Origin of the sequence: Deinococcus budaensis (genome assembly GCF_014201885.1) — a bacterium.
Taxonomy (GTDB): Bacteria; Deinococcota; Deinococci; order Deinococcales; family Deinococcaceae; genus Deinococcus; species Deinococcus budaensis.
This window is the reverse complement of sequence record NZ_JACHFN010000002.1, coordinates 1-17352: the sequence shown is the minus strand read 5'-3', so window position 1 is coordinate 17352 and position 17352 is coordinate 1. Positions and strand designations below refer to the sequence as shown.

The following is a 17352-nucleotide window of genomic DNA, read 5'->3' as shown; positions in this document are numbered from 1 at the left end:
CCCACCAGGTTCTTCATTCCCACCCCCTGGGTGGGATTTTTCAGTCCTGCCCCGCCTTCCCGGACTCGGTGGCGTTCACGTCGATGGTGGGGTGGCGCTTTTCGAAGCGCACGCTCAGGACCCCGGCGTTCAGGCTGGCCTGGCCGCTCTGGGGCACCACCGGTTCCGGAAAGGTCAGGGTGCGGGTAAAGGTTCCGCCGGGACGCTCGGCGCGCAGGGTGCGCCCGGGCAGCTCGCGGCGGCCCGCGACGGTCAGGGTCCGGCCTTCTTCCTGAAGCTCCAGGCTGTCCGGGTCCACTCCCGGCACGTCGAGCAGCAGCAGCAGGTGGCGGTCGCCGTCCACCCAGTCGGCGGGCGGCGTCCAGGGACCGCCCGCCCCGAGGGTCTCGACCTCCTCCCGCAGGGTCATGAGCTGCTGCAATCGGGCGAGAACCGGCTCGTTCATGCCCCCCACGGTAGCACCCGTTCCGACTCCCGTTGGTCCCCGGCGAGCGCCCTGGGCCTGGGGAACCGGCGCTGGCCCGGCCGCAGGCCACGCACGCTCTACAATCGCGCCCGTGACCAGCCAGGTTCCCATCCTCACGGCCCCGACGGCGGCAGGCAAGACGGCGCTGGCGCTGGCGTTGAGTGAGCGCTTTCCGCTGGAGGTGGTGGCCGCCGACGCCTTCACGGTGTACCGGGGGCTGGACCTGGGCACGGCCAAGCCCACGCCCGCCGAGCGCCGCGCCGCGCCCCACCACCTGCTCGACGTGGTGGACGTGACGCAGACCTACGACGTGGCCCGCTACGTGCGCCAGGCCGAGGCCGCCATCGCGGACGTGCTCGCGCGGGGCCGGGTGCCGCTGGTGGTGGGCGGCACCGGCTTTTACCTCTCGGGGCTGGTGCGCGGGCTGCCGCTGACCCCACCTGCCGATCCGGCGGTGCGCGCCGAGGTGGAAGCCGACCTCGCTGCGCGCGGCCTGGACGCCCTGCTGGCCGAGGTGGAGCGCGCGAGTCCTGCCGAGGCCCGGCGGCTGGAGCGCAATCCCCGCCGGGTGGTCCGCGCCCTGGAGGTTCACCGCCGCACCGGGCGCTTTCCCGGAGAGTTCGGCTCCACCGTGCCCGCCTTCGCCTACCGCGTCTTTGCCTTTACCTGGCCCTGGCCCGAGCTGGAGGCGCGCATCGCGGCGCGGGTGGGACAGATGCTGGCGGGCGGCTGGCCGCAGGAGGCCGCCTGGCTCGCCGCGCAGGTGCCGCCGGACGGGGACCCGCGCCCGACCGTCTGGCAGGCGCTGGGCTACCGCGAGGCGCTGGCCGTCCACCGGGGCGAGCTGTCCCCGCAGGCCGCCGGGGAGCGCATCACCCTCGCCACCCGGCAGTACGCCAAGCGGCAGCTGACCTGGACCCGCACGCAACTGGGTGCCCCGCCCTCGTCCCCGCAGGCGGCGGTCGGGGCGCTGGGAGCCTGGCTGGGCCGCTGGCCCTCCGGCGAGGAACGCTGAGGAGGCCCCAGCAGCCCCTATCCCTTCTTCACGTCGCCTTGTCCGGCCGCCGGGGCCTGTCAGGCCGCGCCCCCCGACCCGTTACACTGAACCCCGAGCGTCACCGTCAGATCGGCAGCGGCACCGTTTCAGCGGCACCGGAGGCCTTGTCGTCTTCGGACGCCGTCCAGGGAGGACCGACATGAAACCACGTGTTCTGGGCATGATTCTCGCGGGCGGACAGGGTTCGCGGCTCGCACCCCTGACCCTCAAGCGCTCCAAGCCCGCCGTGCCGTTCGGCAGCAAGTACCGCATCATCGACTTCGCGATCAACAACTTCATCAACTCGGGCGTCTTCTCGATCTACGTGCTGACCCAGTACAAGGCCCAGAGCCTGACCGAGCACATCCAGCGCGGCTGGCGCTTCGGCACCTTTTTGCAGGACTACTTCATCACGCTGGTGCCCGCGCAGATGTACCGCTACGAGGAACTCGGGGCCGTGTGGTACCGGGGCACCGCCGACGCCGTGTACCAAAACATGCACCTGATCGACAACTTCGAGGCCGACTACGTGGCGATCTTCTCGGGCGACCACATCTACAAGATGAATGTGGAGCATATGCTCCAGTCGCATATCGACGCCCGCGCCGACGTCACCATCGCGGCCTACCCGATGCCGCGCACGGAGGCGCACCGCTTCGGCGTGATGCAGGTCGGGGACCGCGGGCGCGTGACCCAGTTTCTGGAAAAGCCCGCCGACCCGCCCGGCATTCCCGGCGATCCCGACACCACCCTGACCAGCATGGGCAACTACATCTTCTCGCGCCGGGCGCTGGAAGAACTGCTCGACAGCAGCATCAACGACCAGCACGACGGCTTCGACTTCGGGCAGGACGTGATTCCGCGGGCGCTGAACGACGGCTACCACGTGCAGGCCTACGACTTTCACCGCAACCCCATTCCGGGGCAGAGCGGGCCGAACCTCTACTGGCGCGACGTGGGCACGCTCGACGCCTACTTCGAGGCCAGCCTCGACCTCGTCAGCGTGAATCCCGAGTTCGACATCTACAACCCCCAGTGGCCGCTGCGGACCAGCAGCGAGTTTTCTCCGCCCGCCAAGTTCGTCCACGAGGCCGAGGGACGCAAGGGGCAGGCGTTCAACACCATCATGGCCGGGGGCGTGATTGTCAGCGGCGGGACGGTGCGCGACTCGATCCTGAGCCGCAACGTCCACACCCACTCGTACTCGCTGGTCGAGAGCTGCGTGCTGTTCGAGAACGTGGAAGTCGGGCGCCACTCGCACCTGCGCCGGGTGATCGTGGACAAGGACGTGACCATTCCCCCCGGCACCAAGATCGGCCTCGACCACGAGCAGGACCGCGCGCGCGGCTTCAGCGTGACCGAGAGCGGCGTGGTGGTCGTGCCCAAGAGCTACACCTTCTGAGGGTGAGGGAAAAAGAGTGGGCGGGCCAGGCAACGATTCCTGGCCCGCCCGCAGCGTATGGGGCTTACTGACTGAGCTGCCCGATAATCGAGAACATCGGCAAAAACATGCCCGCCACGATGGTCCCCACGATCCCGCCCAGAAAGACGATCATCAGCGGCTCGATGGCGGCGGTCAGGCTGTCGACCGCCTCGTCGACTTCGCGGTCGTAGAAGTCGCCCACCTTGCCCAGCATGGAGTCGAGCGCGCCCGTCTCCTCGCCGATGGAGATCATGCTGACCACCATCGGGGGAAAGACCTTGCTGGTCGCCAGGCTGCCGCTCAGCGGATCGCCCACCATCACGACGTTCTTGGCGTTTTCGATGGTGTCTTCCACAATCGCGTTGTTGGCGGTGCCCTTGGTGATCTCCAGGCTCTCGATGATGTTCACGCCGCTGCTGATCAAGAGGCCGAAGGTGCGCGCAAAGGAACTGATCGCGCTTTTTTGCAGCAGGTTGCCGAACACCGGCAGCCGCAGCTTCACGTCGTCGATGACGTGCCGTCCCTTGGGCGTCTTGTAGGTCCAGCGGTAGGCGAAGACCAGGATGGCCATGAAGACGAAAATCAGCAGCCCCGAGCTTTTCAGGAAGTCCGACACCGCCATCAGCATCCGGGTGATGAAAGGCAGCGGCGCGTTGAGCTGCGACAGGATGGACGCGAACTGCGGCACGATGGTGGTCAGCAGGAAGTACGTGATGCCCAGCGCGAAGACCAGCACGACCACCGGGTAGGTCATGGCACTCTTGATCTTGCCGCGCAGGGCGAGTTCTTTTTCCTGAAAGGCGGCGATGCGCTCCAGGATGCTGTCGAGCGTGCCGCTGGTCTCGCCCGCACGCACCAGGTTGATGTACAGCCGGTTGAAGACCTTGGGATGCTTGACCAGCGCCTCGCTGAGGGGCGTGCCGCCCTCCACGTCCACCCGCACCGCCTTGATGATCGCCTGAAAAGCCTTGCTCTCGATCTGCTTTTGCAAGATCGCCAGCGACTGCACCAGCGGCACGCCCGCGTTGATCAGGGTGGCGAGCTGTTTGGAAAACACCGCGACCTGCTTGAGGCCCGGCGGGCGGTCGCTGAGGCCGGGAATCTTGATGTCCGCGTTCAGGCCGGTCTTGGGCGGCTTGATCTCGACGATCATCATGTTCTTGGCGCGCAGGGCGTCGCGAACCTGCGCGAGCGTCTCGGCCTCCATCGAGGACTTCAGGACCTTCCCGGAGCGGTCCCGGACGCGGTATTCGTAGACCGGCATGGCGCCGAGTATAGTTTCGGGGGTCTTGCGTTCCCCTTACAGCGGGAGCTGGCAACCACAGAGCGGATGAAAACCCCATGAAACGACAGTCACACATCAGCGGCGAACTGGCCCAGGCCGTGGCTCAGGCGGCCACCCGGCTACGGGCGGGGGGCGTGGTGGGCTACCCCACCGAAACCGTCTGGGGCCTGGCGGCCCACCCGGCGCACCCGCAGGCCGTGGCGCGGCTGGCAGCGCTCAAAGGCCGCGACCCGTCCAAACCTTTGCAGGTGTCGTGCCTGGACGCGGCGGCCGCCCGCACCCTGGTCCGGGAAGACCCGGCGGTCCTCACGGCGTTCGCGGCCCTGGCGGACCTGTGGCCCGGTCCCCTGACGTTGGTGCTGCCTGCGGGCGCGGCCTGTCCCCCGGCCCTGGCGCCGGGCGGCTGGGTGGGGCTGCGGGTGCCGGACCACGCGGTGGCGCTCGCCCTCCTGCGCGCGAGTGGCGGCCTGCTGAGCACGACCAGCCTCAATCCGGCGGGCCAGGCGGCGGCCTGCACCCACGCCCAGGCGCAGGCTTACGCCCTGGCCGACCTGCTGCTGCCCCCGGGGCACGAGGAGGCCGGGGGAGAGGCGAGCACCGTCGTGCGCGTCGGCCCAGGGGGGGTGGAGGTGCTGCGCGAGGGGGCCTTGCCGGTGGCGGCCATCCACGAGCGGCTGCGGCAGGCGGGGGCCGGAGGGCGCGGGTGACGCCCGATCCCCAGGCGCTGGTCGGGGCGGCGCTGCTGGCGGCGGGCAGGCCCGTCACCCGCCGCGAGGTCGCGGGGCTGCTGGGCCTGCCCGAGGAGGCGGCGGCCCGCGCGCTGGAGGCTTTCGCCGCCGCCCTGCGCGGCGCGGGCCTGGGCTTTGAGGTCGAGGCGGTCGCGGGGGGCTACCGGCTGGTCGTGCCGCCCGCGCTGGCCGCGCACCTCTCGCCGCTGCTCTCGCCGCCGCCGCTGCCCGCGCTCAGCGCCGCCGCGCTGGAGGTGCTGGCCGTGATCGCCTACCGCCAGCCGGTCACCCGCGCCGAGATCGAGGCGATGCGGGGCGGCAGCGCGGGCACGGTCGTGACCCTCCAGGAGCGCGAACTCGTCAAGGTGGTGGGCCGCTCGGACGCGGTGGGGCAGCCGCTGCTGTACGGCACCACCGAGCGGTTTTTGCTGGAATTCGGCCTGACGGGATTGGAAGACCTGCCTCCGCTGGAGGGCGCGGAGTTCTCGGGCCTGCTGCGGGGGTAAGGGGCGCCTTCAGCCGTCGGCCCCCGGCACCGGGCTTTTGCTGCGGCGAATCGCTGAGGGTCCAGGGCTGATACCTTCTTTTCCATGCCCGCCTCTGCGCCCACCGCCACTGCCCTCGCCCGCGCCGTGCAGGCCCGCGAGACGACTCCCCAGGCCCTGCTGGACATCTTCCGCGCCCGGGCCGAGGCGACCCGCGACCTCAACGCGCTGGTCAGCCTGAACCCCGGGGCCGACGCGGCGGCGGCGCGGGTGACGGCCCGGCTGGAGGCGGGAGAGACGCTGCCGCTGGCGGGCGTGCCGGTCGTGCTCAAGGACAACATCAGCGCGGCGGGCACCCGCACGACCTGCGGCAGCCGCCTGCTGGCAAACTACGTCTCGCCCTACGACGCCGCCGTGGTCGAGCGCCTCACCCGGGCGGGCGCGGTGATCGTCGGCAAGGCCAACATGGACGAGTTCGGCATGGGGTCAAGCACCGAAAGCAGCGCCTCCGGCCCCACCCTCAACCCCTGGGACCGCGAGCGGGTGCCGGGCGGCAGCAGCGGCGGCAGCGCGGTCGCGGTCGCCTCGGGGCTGACCCCGCTGGCGCTGGGCAGCGACACGGGCGGCTCCGTGCGGCAGCCTGCCGCGCTGACGGGTGTCTACGGCCTCAAGCCCACCTACGGCCGGGTCAGCCGTTACGGGCTGGTCGCCTACGCCAGCAGCCTCGACCAGATCGGCCCCCTGGCCCGCTCGGCCGCCGACCTCGCCCTGGTCATGAATGTGATCGCCGGGCACGACCCGCGCGACGCGACCAGCCTGGAGGCGCCGCCCGCCTTCCGGGTGGGCACGCCGGAGGATGTGCGCGGCCTGCGGGTCGGCGTGATTCGCGAGAGCCTGGAGGGCAACACGCCAGGGGTGGAAGCGGCGCTGGGCGCCACCCTGGACGCCCTGCGCGGCGCGGGCGCCAGCGTGCGCGAGGTCAGCCTGCCCAGCCTGAGGCACGCCGTCGCCACCTACTACCTGATCGCCATGCCCGAGGCCAGCTCCAACCTCGCCCGCTTCGACGGCACGGTATACGGCGAGCGCGTCGCCGCCCCCGACCTCGTCCACAGCATGACCCAGACGCGCGAACGCGGCTTCGGACGCGAGGTGCAGCGGCGCATCCTGATCGGCACCTATGCCCTGTCCAGCGGCTACTACGACGCCTATTACAGCCAGGCGATGAAGGTCCGCCGATTGATCGCGGACGAGTTCACCCGGACCTTCGGGGACGTGGACCTGCTGGTCACGCCCACCAGCCCCTTTCCGGCGTTCCGGCGCGGCGAGAAGTCGGAAGATCCCCTCGCCATGTACGCCGCCGACGTGGACACGGTGGCCGTCAACCTCGCGGGCCTGCCCGCCCTGAGTGTGCCCGCCGGATTCGAGACGGTGGAGGGCGGCGTGCGCCTGCCGGTCGGCGTGCAGTTCATCGCTCCCGCCCTGGCCGACGAACGCCTGACCCTGCTCGCGGGCGGGCTGGAGGGCACCGGCGCGGTGCGGGTGGAGCTGGCGCCGAGCTATGGGGGCTGAATCCCCCCAGGCTTATCTCGCCGCTGCTCTGGAGTTGATCCGGGAACATGCGCTCCACGCTGGCCGTGTGGAGTGGGCGCAGGTGACGGCCCAGTGCGAAACTCTGGCTGCTCACGCCCGGACCACCGCTGAAACGTACCCGGCCCTGCGACACGCGCTCCAGGCCCTCGGAGACTCGCACAGCCACCTGCGCCTGCCAGACGCGGGGCAGCGGCAGCGCGGAGTGATCGGCCTGTACTTCGTGGGAGGCGTCATCGCTCAGGTCATCCCTGGCAGTCCTGCCGACCTCGCGGGACTGCGACCGGGCGACCTCATCGAGGCCATCAATGGGCGGGTCGTGGGACCGGGCGTGAATGACGGCCTGCTGCCAGATGCCACCCTGACCTTCGACGTTCGCGCCCGGGGGCAAAGGCGGCGACTGAGCCTGACCCGCGCGGATGCGCCGCTCAGTTCACCCGTCCCGGAGGGCCGCCTGATCGCGCCCGGCGTGGGCCTGGTCACGTTGCCAGAGTGTGGGCTGGACCCCGCCCTGCCCGGTGGGTCCACCTACCAGGAGGCGGTGCGGCGGCTTCTGCTGGGCCTCGCGGGTGGGGGTGCCGGGCGCTGGGTGCTGGACCTACGGCTGAATTTGGGCGGCAATATGTGGCCGATGTTGGCGGGTGTGGGGCCGCTGGCTGGAACAGGTGAACTCGGAGCTTTCGTTCGAGATAGGGAACGCTGGCCCTGGCGATATGCGGACGGCGCGGCCAGCATCGGTGACGAAGTTCTCTGCCAGACCGAAGGACCCAGCCTGCCCTCGCTGGCCGAGGACGTGCCTGTTGCCGTCCTGATCTCTCCCTTGACCGCCAGCAGTGGGGAGATCATCACGCTCTCGTTCCTGGGCAGACCCGGTACACGTCTTTTTGGTGAAGCGACGCGCGGCCTGACCACCTCCAACAGCCTGTACGAGCTGTCCGACGGTGCCGCCCTGCTGATTGCCACGGCTCATGACGCCGACCGCAGCGGCCGGGTCTTCAATGGGGCTATCGAGCCGGAAGTGCTCATCGCCACCAACTGGGCCGAGTTCCAGACGGCTGCCGATCCTGTGTTGAACGTCGCTCTGACCTGGCTGGCCGAAGCATGACTCACGGAGGCCCGAGCCTCACGCCCAGGCCCGCACCACCCGCAGCGCCTCTCCGTCCCCGTCCACCACGGCGACCAGCGCCCCTGCCAGCGTGACGACGTGCCGCCCCCGCGCCACGTGCCGGGGACGCTTGCCCTGCCGCAGTTCGCGCGCCAGCCGCTCGTCCGCCTCGATGCGCGGAAAGTCCAGTGCCGCGAGGTCGGGCAGCCCCTCCGCCCCGGCGAGGTCCTCCACCATGACCGCGTCCGCGAGGTCGTAGCGCCCCACCCGCGTCCGCACCAGCCCGGCGAGGTGGGCAGGCACGCCGAGGGCCGCCCCCACGTCGCGCGCCAGCGAGCGCAGGTACGTGCCGCTGCCCACCCGCGCCCGCACCAGCAGGGTGGGGAACTCGCCCAGCGGCGCGGGCAGCGTGAAGGTCCGGCCCCCGGGGTCCGGCGCCCAGCCCTGAGCGGTGGGGGAGAAGGTGCGCGGCGCGTCCTGCACACGGGGGAAGCTTCCCAGCAGCTCCAGCGAGTGCATCACCACCGCGCGGGCGGGCAGATCCAGGGCGCCCCCGGCCCGCGCCACCGCGTAGGCCCGCACGCCGCCGACCTGAATCGCGGAGTACTGCGGCGGCACCTGCTGCTGCGGCCCCAGAAAGGCGGCGAGCACGTCCCGCACCTGCGCCTCGTCCGGGGGGGCGACCGCGACCACCTCGTCCAGCGGTCCCTCGGCGTCCAGGGTCGGCGTGCCCGCGCCCAGGCTGATCCAGGCGAGGTAGTCCTTGGAGTCGGCTTCCATGAACTGCACCAGCTTGGTCGAGTCGTCCACGCACAGCACCAGCACGCCGGTCGCGAGGGGATCGAGCGTGCCGGTGTGGCCCACCCGCCGGGTCCCCCTGGCCCGCCGCGCGCGGCTTACCACGTCGTGAGAGGTCAGGCCCAGGGGTTTGTCCACGGCGATCACCGGCATAGGCGGGCAGCGTAGCAGGCGGGCGCGGGTCGGAAGAGGCCGCCCCCTGCCCCCCCCCGCCCGCGCGTACACTGCGGGGCGTGTTGCGGGCCGCGATGTGGTTGACCGCGCTGGTGTTCGTCCCAGCCGGACTGTTCTTGTATTTTCTGCCGCCCGGGGTGGCGGGCGTGCTGGGCGTCTCGCCGCTGTGGCTGGCGCGGGTCGCGGGCGGGCTGGTGCTGGCGTGGGGCCTGCTCCTGCTGGCCGCCAGTGCCCGGCCCGACGCCCTGGGCGTGGGGGCGCTCGCCGGGGGCAACCTGCTCACGGTCGCGGCGCTGGTGCCCCCGGCCCTGCGGCTGGGCGACGCGCTGCCCACCGCCGTCCGCACGGTGATGCTGGGGCTGTCGCTGCTGCTCGCGCTGCTCGCGGTCGTGGGGCTGCTGGCCCCGCCCGCCCGCCGGAGGGGTCTGTGACCGGCGGGGAGCCGGAGCCGCTGCCGGGGGGCGAGCGGCTGCAAAAGCGCCTGGCCCGCGCCGGAGTCGCCTCCCGCCGCGCCGCCGAGGAACTGATCACGGCGGGCCGGGTCACCGTGAACGGCGAGGTCGCCGCCCTGGGCCGCACCGTGTCCCCCACCGACGAGGTCCGGGTGGACGGCTCGCTGATCGAAACGGCCGGGCTGGAAAGCGTGACCTTCCTGCTGCACAAGCCCGCCGGGTACGTCACCACCGCCCGCGACGAGTACGGCCGCCGCAACGTCCTCTCGGCCATGCCCCCGGTGCCGGGCCTGCACCCGGTCGGGCGGCTCGACAAGGACTCGGAAGGCCTGCTGCTGCTCACCACCGACGGCCAGCTCACCCTCCAGCTGACCCACCCGCGCTACGGTCACGAGAAGGCCTACCGCGCCTGGACGGGGGGTGACGCCGACCCCACCGCCGGGGAGTTGCAGGCCCTGCTCGACGGGGTAGACCTCGAGGACGGCCCGGCCCGCGCCCTCGCCGCCGAGCCGGTGCGCGCCGGGGCGCTCGTCACCCTGGGGGAGGGCCGCAACCGTGAGGTTCGGCGGATGCTGGACGCCATCGGCCACCCGGTCATGCGGCTGCTGCGCTACCGGGTGGGCGGCCTGTGGCTGGGTGACCTCGGCCCCGGCGAATACCGCGAACTGGCCCCGCGCGACCTGCACGACCTGCTCAACCCCGCGCTGGTGCCCCGCCACGCCTGGCAGCGTGCCGAGCGCGAGACGATGGAGCGCTGGGGGGAGTAGGGAGAGAGCGCGGCCCCACCCTCGCCGGGCGGGCGACTGGCTGGCTTCTGCTAGACTCCTCGCGCGGGGGGGTTCACGGTCGCGCTCCTGCCCAGCAGGAGTGAGGAAAGTCCGGGCACCGCAGGGCAGGATGCCAGCTAACGGCTGGTCGGCGAGCCAAGCGCCCGCGCGGGTGCCGAAAGCGCGCGGGAGGCGGCGAAGCCGAAGGACAGTGCCACAGAAACCAGACCGCCATCCCCATGCAGGCCCCGGCGCGGGCCGGGGGTGGTCAGGGTGAAACGGTGCGGTAAGAGCGCACCAGGCCCCCGGGAGACTGGGAGCGCTGGTAAACCCCATCCGGTGCAAGACCCGACAGTGCGGGAGGAACGGCCCGTTCCGATGATCGCCAGGATGGTCGCATGAGGTCCGCGGCGACGCGTATCCCAGAGAGATGACCGTGCAGCCACGCAAGTGGTGGACAGAACCCGGCTTACAGCCCCCCCGTACCCGCAGCAAAACGCGCCGCCCCGTTCTGATGGGCGGCGCGTCTGCTGTCTGCCTGGGGGAGAGGGGGCAGATCCGGTTCCGCTCGGCTACCCCCGGCGCGCGTCCAGCGCCGCCAGCACGAAGCCTGCGATCAACAGGGCGCCGCCGACCGGGGTCACCGCCCCCAGCCAGCGCTGCCCGGTGAGTGCCAGCACGTACAGGGTGCCGCTGAACACCACCGCGCCCGCCAGCAGGAGCGCAGGCGCCCGGCGCTGGGCCGGCTGGGTGCCCAAGACCAGCAGGGCCAGCGCCGCATACATCTGGTAGCGCACGCCCGTCTCGAAATTGTCGAGCAGGCCGGGGTCGAGGCTCGCCCGCAGCGCGTGGGCGCCGAAAGCCCCCAGGGCGACTCCCAGCGCGGCGAGCAGCGCCCCGGCCACCGTGGGAAAAGACGAAGAAGCAGAAGTCCGCATGGCCCGAGGCTACGTGGGCGCCAGGTGGGAATTGTCCCAGTGGGGGGGATGGCCGGGGGAGGCGCCGCGCGGCTGCCCTCAGGCCCAGACGGAGGGCGCGGCCCGCTTGCAGACGGCCTGGCGCGGAAAATCTTCACATCCTCTTTAGGATTCGGTCTGCGGGGACGGCAGGGAGCGGGTGGGAAAAATCCCCGGTTGGGCCTGCGTGGGGTGGGAGACGGTGGGAATCGGTGGTAATCGGTGGGCACGGCTGTTACACTCGCCGCATCAGCCCAATCTCGCGCCCCGCGCACCGGCTTGGGCTGTGCGCCGTGCTCGTCCGCCGCCTTGTTTGCGGCGGGTAGAGCGTGGGAATAGAGGAGAGCGTTGCCGTTCGGAGAGTACCCCTACACCATCGACGACAAGGGCCGCGTGGTCATGCCACCCGCTTTTCGTGAATTCGTCGAGGACGGGATGATTCTCACGCGCGGCATGGAGGGCTGTCTGTACGTCTTTCCGCTGGCGAGCTGGCGGCGGGTCGAAGAGCAGCTCGAAGGCCTGCCCCTCACGGACGCGGCGTCGCGCGCGTTCGTGCGGTTTTTCTATTCCGGCGCGAGCAAGGCGCGGCTGGACAACCAGAGCCGCGTCTCGGTGCCGCAGACGCTGCGGGCCTTTGCGGAACTGGACGGCGACGTGATCGTGGCGGGCGCGCCCGGTCGGCTGGAACTGTGGAGTCCGGCCCGCTGGGAGGCGGCCATCCTGGCCGTGCAGTCCGACCCGCCTCAACCTGACCTTCTCGCCAACTTCGTGGCGTGACTCCAATGAACAGTGCTGCCCCTGATCCTGCCTTTTCCGACTCCGGCCTTCCCCAAGCCCCCGACTCCCTTTCCTCCGGTTCCCCGTCTCCGGACGCCCTGACCCATACCCCGGTCCTCGCCGCCGAGGTTCTCGAAGTGCTCGCACCCGCACCGGGCCGCGTGATCGTGGACGGCACCCTGGGCGGCGCCGGGCACACCCGGCTGCTGCTCGCGGCGGGCGCCTCGGTGATCGGCATTGACCAGGACCCCTACGCCCTGACCCGCGCCCGCGCGGCGGGGCTGCCCGGCCTGACCGTGCTGGAGGGCAACTACCGCGACATGCCTGCGCTGCTCGCCTCGGCAGGTGTCACGCAGGTGGACGGCGTGCTGCTCGACATCGGCGTGAGCAGCTTCCAGCTCGACGACGCCGAGCGGGGCTTTTCCTACCACACGGCCGCGCCGCTCGACATGCGCATGAGCCAGAGTGGTGAGAGCGCCGCCGACGTGGTGAACACCTACGCCGAAGAGGACCTCGCCGCGATCATCTACGAGTACGGCGAGGACCGGCACTCGCGCCGCATCGCCCGCGCCATCGGGCAGGCGCGCGAGCAAGCGCCCATCGTGACCACCGTGCAGCTGGCCGACATCGTCAAGCGCGCCTATCCGGGCTTTTCCAAGGGCATTCACCCGGCCCGGCGCACCTTTCAGGCCCTGCGCGTGCATGTCAACGACGAGCTGGGGGCGCTGCGTGACGGCCTGGAAGCCGCCCAGGCGCTGCTCTCGCCGGGGGGCCGCCTCGCGGTGATCTCCTTTCACTCGCTCGAAGACCGCATCGTGAAGCGCTTCTTGCGCGGCAGCGAGATCCTGCGGCCCCTCTCCAAACGGCCCGTCGAGGCGGACGAGGCCGAGCAGGCGGCCAATCCGCGCGCCCGCAGCGCCAAACTGCGCGCCGCCGAGAAGCTCGCGGCCCAGGAGGGCGCATGATGGCCCGCCGCCTTCTGCCCGACCTGCCCCGCTTCGACCTCAGCGCGGCCACCTGGCGGGCGCGGGCGATCCGCTACGTGGTGATCTACCTCGCGCTGGCACTGACGCTGGTGGGCGCGCGGCTGCTGACCCAGGACGTGCGCCCCGCGCTGCGCGAGGCCCAGACGCGTGAGGCGGCCCTGACCACCCAGCGCGACGAACTCGAAATTCGCGTGCAGGCGCTGGGCAGCCCGCAGCGCGTGCGCGAGTGGGCGTTGCAAAACGGGATGCGCCGCTTTGCCGAGACGACCAAGACCACCGCTCCCCTGACGGGCGTGCCTGCTCCGGCGCCCGCTCCCGCCCGGACCACCCTGGAGGTGAAGACAGAATGGAAGTGAAGATCCAGAGCCGCTCCCGCTGGATGCAGGTGTTCGCGCTGGTGCTGTTCCTGACGCTGGTGTGGGCCTACGCGCAACTCGAATGGGGGGTTCCGCAGGGGGTCAAGCGCAGCGTGATGCAGGCGCGCGGCAAGATCGTCGCCAGCGACGGCACCGTGCTGGCGCGCAGCGTAGACGGCAAGCGGGTCTATCCCCAGGGCAAGCTCGCCGGGCAGGTGATCGGCATGATGGGCGCCACCGAGGGCCTCGAAGGCCTGGAGGCCGCCTACAACCGCTCGCTGGAAGGCGGCCAGGACCTCAAGCTCACCCTCGATCCGGGCATGCAGTCGGCGGCCGAGGCCATGCTCGCTTCCTTTCTGCCCAAGCACGAGGCCGAGTACGGCTCGGTGGTCATTCTGGAAACCCGCACGGGGCGGATTCTCGCGGCGGCGAGTTACCCGCCTTTCGACCCCAACGTCTGGCGCGGCTACAGCCCCGAGACCCGGCGCAACCGGCCCTTTCTGGACATCTTCGAGCCGGGATCGACCATCAAGGGACTGGTGGTCGCGGCGGCCATGAACGAGCAGCTCACGACCCCCAACACGGTCTACGACACGCCGATGCGCCGCTACGTGGGTGGGCGCTGGGGCAGCACCATCGGGGACAGCGTGGATCACCCCCCCAAACTCACCACCCAGCAGGTGCTGCGCTACAGCAGCAACGTCGGCATGAGCCACATCGTCGAGCACTTTCCCGCCGAGCGCCTGCACGGGTACCTGGGCCGCTACGGCTTTGGAGACTTTCCCGAGCTGCCCACCGCCATGACCAGCACCGGCCGCCTCCAGCCGCTGCGGCGCTGGGACGACCTCGTGCGCGCCACCAACGCGTTTGGCCAGGGCATGAGCAGCACGACCCTCCAGCTCGCGGCGGCCTACAACACGCTGGCGAACGACGGCCGCTACGTCTCGCCCCGGCTGGTCGAGGGCGAAGCCGCAGGCGAACGCCGCGAGGTGCTGCGCCCCGAAACGGCCCGCACGATCCGCAAAATGTTGCAGGAAGTGATCGAGGAAGGCATCTCGTCGCAGGCCGGCATCAAGGGCTACGCCCTGGCGGGCAAGACCGGCACCTCGCAGGTGTCCGCCGGACCTAAGGGCTACGTGCCCAACCTCTACGACAGCACCTTCGCGGGGTTTTTCCCCGCCGACGCCCCCCGCGTGACCATCGCGGTCATGGCGCACGGGGCCAAGGTGGGCTACCACGGCTCACAGCTCGCCGCCCCGATCTACCGCGACATCACGGCAGAGATCATCTCGCGCTGGGCCACCCCTCCCAGCCAGCCGCTGCCCGAGGAGGAGAAGTAGCCTCGGCCCGGCCCGGCCCCGGGCCGAACTGGGCACCCCACCCCGCGCCCATAAGCCTGACCCGCCGAAGCTGTCGGCCGTCCTTGAGAGCCTGCGGCCACCCTCCGGGCCGCCTGACTTCCTCTCACATGAGGAGTAGGGGCGGTCTGTTGGTCCCTCTCTCATCGAAGGGACAGCGTATCCGTCACCTTTTGTCTTGTGTGGCACTCCACGGTGGCCTCCTAATGGCCAGGATTATGAGAGAGCTTGATATTTTTGCACATAAATCTCCCATGCTGACTCTTTAGGGTGACGGGCGAGAGAAGCGCGGGAAAGCCCCGGCTCTGCACTTGTCTGACCATCACTGGCCGCTCCTGCGCGGGGAGGCCAGCAGGAGAACGCATGTTCCGACCGATCCACCGCTGGACGCACGCCGTCTTGCTGACTGCCCTGGGCACGGCTGCGGCCACGCCCGTCCTCCCCGCTCCGGCGCTGGCCGCGCAGGCGGTGCGCAGCGCGCTCACGCCCGATGCGGCGGCCCCCCGTCCGGCGCAGAAGGCGGCGCAGCCGACCCCTCCCACTGCGGCCCGGGTTGCTCCGGCCACGGCGGCCCGGCCTCAGGCGGCGGCCCGGCCCGCGCCGGCACCCACCGCCCGCACCGCGCCGCGAACCCAGGCGGCGGCAACCCAGGCGGCGGCGGCGCGCGCCCGCGCCGTGCAGCAGGCCCAGGCAGCGGCGGCGGCGCGTGCCCCCCGCACGGGCCGCAGCGCCGTCGTGCGCGCCACGGCCTACAACAGTCTGGCTGCCCAGACCGACAGCACGCCCTTTATCACCGCGACGGGGACCCGCACCCGGCCGGGCGTGGTGGCGCTGAGCCGCGACCTGCTGCGCAGCTTTCCCTACGGCAGCAAGATCATGATCGAGGACCTCAGCGGTCAGTACAACCACCTGCTGCGGGGCCGGGTCTTCTCGGTCGAGGACACCATGGCGGCGCGCAAGACGAACAGCCTCGACATCTGGATGGGCACCCGCAGCCAGGCGCTTCAGTTCGGCGCGCGGCAGGTCCGCATCACCGCCGTTCGCTGAGGCGCCGGGGTGGGGATGGACTGAGCCTGCGGGGTCGCCCCTGCGGGTGGTGGGGGCGCGGGCTGGGCCGCCGGGGCGCCTCGCCCGGCTCTGGTATCTTCCGCAGACGTGACCCGCCCTGTCCCTGACCTCGCCTGGACGCTCGCCCGCGCGCACCTCTCGCGGCGGCGCACCCAGAACCTGCTGACTGTGCTGGGCATCGCGGTGGGCGTGATGGTGCTGATCGCGGCGCTGAGCCTGACCAACGGCTTTACCCGCGCGCTGGTGGACGCCACCCTGCGTGCCAGCCCGCACCTGAGCCTCACCGCCTTCGCGCCCGGCGGGCGGGACCCGGCGCTGGAAGCCGAGATGCGCGCCGACGGCCGGGTGGCCGCCTTCGTGCCGTTTCTGGGCGACAAGGGGCTGCTCACCCGCCCGGCGTCGCAGGGGCGGCAGGCCGGGGTGGATTTCGCGACCCTCTTCGGCGTGACCCCCGACGCGGCGCAGGTGCTGCAACTGCGGCCCGAGGAAGGCGCGCTGCTGCGGACCCTGGGGCCGAACGAGGTGCTGCTGGGCGCCGCCCTGGCCCGCAGCGTGGGGGCCTTTACCGGCGACGAGGTGCGGCTGCTCAACAGTGGGCAGCGCCGCGCCACCTTGCGGGTCAAGGGGGTCTTCAGTACCGGCAATTTCCTGATCGACTCGGGCTACGCCTTTACCAGCCTGGGAACCCTGCAAACCCTTCAGGGCAGCCGCGACATCACCGGGTACCAGTTGCGGCTGCGTGACCCCGAGCTGGCCCCGGCGGTGGGCGACGCGCTGACCCGCCTGCGGCCCTACGCCTCCCTGCCCTGGCAGAGCCTGTACGGCACGCTGCTCGATCAGCTCGCGCTGCAAAAACGGGTGATCGCCTTCGTGGTGTTTTTGATCGTGATCGTGGCGGCCTTCGGAATCGCCAACGTGCTCACGCTGGCCGTGTTCGAGAAGACCCAGGAGATCGCCATCCTGCGGGCCATCGGGGCCACGCGCGGCGTGATCACCCGCACTTTTCTGATCGAAGGCGCGCTGCTGGGGCTGGCGGGACTGGGGCTGGGCAACCTGCTGGGCCTAGGCATCAGCGCGTATTTCACGGTGCGGCCCTTTCAGCTGCCGGGCGACCTGTACTTCATCACCGCGCTGCCGGTCGAGGTGCGCCCCACCGACCTGCTGTGGGTCAACGCGGTGGGTCTGGGCACGACCCTGCTGGCCGCCCTGATTCCGGCGCGGCGCGCGGCGAACGTGGAACCCGCCCGGATCATCCGCTGACTGGCACCGCCCAGCACTGGCGCGGCCCGGTAGGCGGCGGAAAAACACGTGTCAGACGTGGGTCACCTTCCTGACCGTGGGCTGAAGCACCATTAAGTTTCCGGCCACCCCTGCTCATGGCGCGTCAAGTTGCTCCCCGTAACCTTCTTCTCGGAGGTACCACATGAAGAAGCTCCTGATGATTCCCGCTGCGCTGCTGGTGAGCACGGCGGCGGCGGCCCCCAAGATCAGCGCCCAGAGCATCATCGTCAACCCCGCGCAGCCGGACCTGAGTGTCAGTGTGCG

General features: G+C 71.0%; 18 protein-coding genes, 1 other RNA gene and 1 pseudogene. 16 read left to right on the top strand and 4 right to left on the bottom strand.

Annotated features, from left to right (window positions below):
• Positions 1-40 precede the first annotated feature (40 nt).
• On the bottom strand, positions 41-445 hold the full coding sequence (locus HNQ09_RS02900; RefSeq protein ID WP_184025273.1) for an Hsp20/alpha crystallin family protein: 405 nt from the start codon (positions 443-445) through the stop codon (positions 41-43).
• Positions 446-557: 112 nt separating this feature from the next.
• Between HNQ09_RS02900 and miaA the strand changes: the two genes are divergently transcribed.
• Entirely contained in the window at positions 558-1481 is a 924-nt protein-coding gene (gene miaA / locus HNQ09_RS02895) for a tRNA (adenosine(37)-N6)-dimethylallyltransferase MiaA (protein WP_380003327.1), read from the top strand.
• Positions 1482-1662: 181 nt separating this feature from the next.
• Complete coding sequence (gene glgC / locus HNQ09_RS02890) at positions 1663-2904, top strand: glucose-1-phosphate adenylyltransferase (protein ID WP_184025267.1); 1242 nt, start codon at positions 1663-1665, stop codon at positions 2902-2904.
• 64 nt (positions 2905-2968) lie between these two features.
• Here the strand turns inward: glgC and pilC are convergent, their stop codons facing one another.
• Positions 2969-4189, bottom strand: a complete 1221-nt coding sequence (gene pilC, locus HNQ09_RS02885) for a type IV pilus assembly protein PilC (protein ID WP_184025264.1) — start codon at positions 4187-4189, stop codon at positions 2969-2971.
• 77 nt (positions 4190-4266) lie between these two features.
• Between pilC and HNQ09_RS02880 the strand changes: the two genes are divergently transcribed.
• The 4 genes from HNQ09_RS02880 to HNQ09_RS02865 all read left to right on the top strand — a co-directional run bounded on the left by HNQ09_RS02880 (position 4267) and on the right by HNQ09_RS02865 (position 8115).
• Entirely contained in the window at positions 4267-4917 is a 651-nt protein-coding gene (locus HNQ09_RS02880; RefSeq protein WP_184025260.1) for an L-threonylcarbamoyladenylate synthase, read from the top strand.
• Positions 4914-5444, top strand: a complete 531-nt coding sequence (scpB, locus tag HNQ09_RS02875; RefSeq protein ID WP_184025257.1) for an SMC-Scp complex subunit ScpB — start codon at positions 4914-4916, stop codon at positions 5442-5444. The genes HNQ09_RS02880 and scpB overlap by 4 nt, the downstream gene beginning before the upstream one ends.
• Positions 5445-5528: 84 nt before the next feature.
• Entirely contained in the window at positions 5529-6992 is a 1464-nt protein-coding gene (gene gatA, locus HNQ09_RS02870) for an Asp-tRNA(Asn)/Glu-tRNA(Gln) amidotransferase subunit GatA (RefSeq protein WP_184025254.1), read from the top strand.
• An 82-nt stretch (positions 6993-7074) separates the two neighbouring features.
• Positions 7075-8115 carry a S41 family peptidase gene (locus HNQ09_RS02865; RefSeq protein WP_184025251.1) on the top strand — a complete coding sequence of 347 codons (1041 nt, stop codon included), beginning with the start codon at positions 7075-7077 and terminating at the stop codon, positions 8113-8115.
• 18 nt (positions 8116-8133) lie between these two features.
• Here the strand turns inward: HNQ09_RS02865 and truB are convergent, their stop codons facing one another.
• A complete protein-coding gene (gene truB / locus HNQ09_RS02860; protein ID WP_184025248.1) occupies positions 8134-9066 on the bottom strand; it encodes a tRNA pseudouridine(55) synthase TruB in 933 nt (310 codons plus the stop codon).
• A gap of 80 nt (positions 9067-9146) precedes the next feature.
• On the opposite strand from truB, the gene HNQ09_RS02855 reads away from it, so the two are divergent.
• The 3 genes from HNQ09_RS02855 (at position 9147) to rnpB (ending at position 10794) form a co-directional block, all read left to right on the top strand.
• Positions 9147-9518: a hypothetical protein gene (locus HNQ09_RS02855; RefSeq protein WP_184025245.1), complete on the top strand. Its 372-nt coding sequence runs from the start codon at positions 9147-9149 to the stop codon at positions 9516-9518.
• Positions 9515-10306, top strand: a complete 792-nt coding sequence (locus HNQ09_RS02850; RefSeq protein WP_343057586.1) for a pseudouridine synthase — start codon at positions 9515-9517, stop codon at positions 10304-10306. The genes HNQ09_RS02855 and HNQ09_RS02850 overlap by 4 nt, the downstream gene beginning before the upstream one ends.
• A 63-nt stretch (positions 10307-10369) precedes the next feature.
• Positions 10370-10794, top strand: an RNA gene (rnpB, locus tag HNQ09_RS02845) — RNase P RNA component class A.
• Positions 10795-10878: 84 nt separating this feature from the next.
• Here rnpB and HNQ09_RS02840 read toward each other — a convergent pair.
• Complete coding sequence (locus HNQ09_RS02840) at positions 10879-11244, bottom strand: DUF423 domain-containing protein (protein WP_184025243.1); 366 nt, start codon at positions 11242-11244, stop codon at positions 10879-10881.
• A gap of 366 nt (positions 11245-11610) precedes the next feature.
• Here HNQ09_RS02840 and mraZ point away from each other — a divergent pair, with 366 nt between their 5' ends.
• From mraZ to HNQ09_RS18755, 7 genes and pseudogenes are all read left to right on the top strand, one after another.
• Entirely contained in the window at positions 11611-12039 is a 429-nt protein-coding gene (mraZ, locus tag HNQ09_RS02835) for a division/cell wall cluster transcriptional repressor MraZ (protein ID WP_184025240.1), read from the top strand.
• A 5-nt stretch (positions 12040-12044) separates the two neighbouring features.
• A complete protein-coding gene (gene rsmH / locus HNQ09_RS02830) occupies positions 12045-13004 on the top strand; it encodes a 16S rRNA (cytosine(1402)-N(4))-methyltransferase RsmH (protein ID WP_184025237.1) in 960 nt (319 codons plus the stop codon).
• A complete protein-coding gene (locus tag HNQ09_RS02825) occupies positions 13004-13381 on the top strand; it encodes a hypothetical protein (protein ID WP_184025234.1) in 378 nt (125 codons plus the stop codon). Before rsmH ends, HNQ09_RS02825 begins: the two co-directional genes overlap by 1 nt.
• A complete protein-coding gene (locus HNQ09_RS02820; protein ID WP_184025231.1) occupies positions 13372-14721 on the top strand; it encodes a peptidoglycan D,D-transpeptidase FtsI family protein in 1350 nt (449 codons plus the stop codon). The genes HNQ09_RS02825 and HNQ09_RS02820 overlap by 10 nt, the downstream gene beginning before the upstream one ends.
• A 381-nt stretch (positions 14722-15102) precedes the next feature.
• Entirely contained in the window at positions 15103-15786 is a 684-nt protein-coding gene (locus tag HNQ09_RS02815) for an RlpA-like double-psi beta-barrel domain-containing protein (RefSeq protein ID WP_184025228.1), read from the top strand.
• Positions 15787-15894: 108 nt separating this feature from the next.
• Positions 15895-17067: an ABC transporter permease gene (locus tag HNQ09_RS02810; protein WP_184025225.1), complete on the top strand. Its 1173-nt coding sequence runs from the start codon at positions 15895-15897 to the stop codon at positions 17065-17067.
• Between the two features lie 163 nt (positions 17068-17230).
• A pseudogene (locus HNQ09_RS18755) lies at positions 17231-17352 on the top strand (S-layer protein); the annotation flags it as partial.

Coding starts and splice junctions, on each gene's coding strand:
- HNQ09_RS02820 (WP_184025231.1), top strand. CDS start 13,372: ATGGAAGTGAAGATCCAGAGCCGCTCCCGCTGGATGCAGGTGTTCGCG.
- truB (WP_184025248.1), bottom strand. CDS start 9,066: ATGCCGGTGATCGCCGTGGACAAACCCCTGGGCCTGACCTCTCACGAC.
- gatA (WP_184025254.1), top strand. CDS start 5,529: ATGCCCGCCTCTGCGCCCACCGCCACTGCCCTCGCCCGCGCCGTGCAG.
- HNQ09_RS02900 (WP_184025273.1), bottom strand. CDS start 445: ATGAACGAGCCGGTTCTCGCCCGATTGCAGCAGCTCATGACCCTGCGG.
- HNQ09_RS02880 (WP_184025260.1), top strand. CDS start 4,267: ATGAAACGACAGTCACACATCAGCGGCGAACTGGCCCAGGCCGTGGCT.
- rsmH (WP_184025237.1), top strand. CDS start 12,045: ATGAACAGTGCTGCCCCTGATCCTGCCTTTTCCGACTCCGGCCTTCCC.
- glgC (WP_184025267.1), top strand. CDS start 1,663: ATGAAACCACGTGTTCTGGGCATGATTCTCGCGGGCGGACAGGGTTCG.
- HNQ09_RS02815 (WP_184025228.1), top strand. CDS start 15,103: ATGTTCCGACCGATCCACCGCTGGACGCACGCCGTCTTGCTGACTGCC.
- HNQ09_RS02840 (WP_184025243.1), bottom strand. CDS start 11,244: ATGCGGACTTCTGCTTCTTCGTCTTTTCCCACGGTGGCCGGGGCGCTG.
- pilC (WP_184025264.1), bottom strand. CDS start 4,189: ATGCCGGTCTACGAATACCGCGTCCGGGACCGCTCCGGGAAGGTCCTG.
- HNQ09_RS02825 (WP_184025234.1), top strand. CDS start 13,004: ATGGCCCGCCGCCTTCTGCCCGACCTGCCCCGCTTCGACCTCAGCGCG.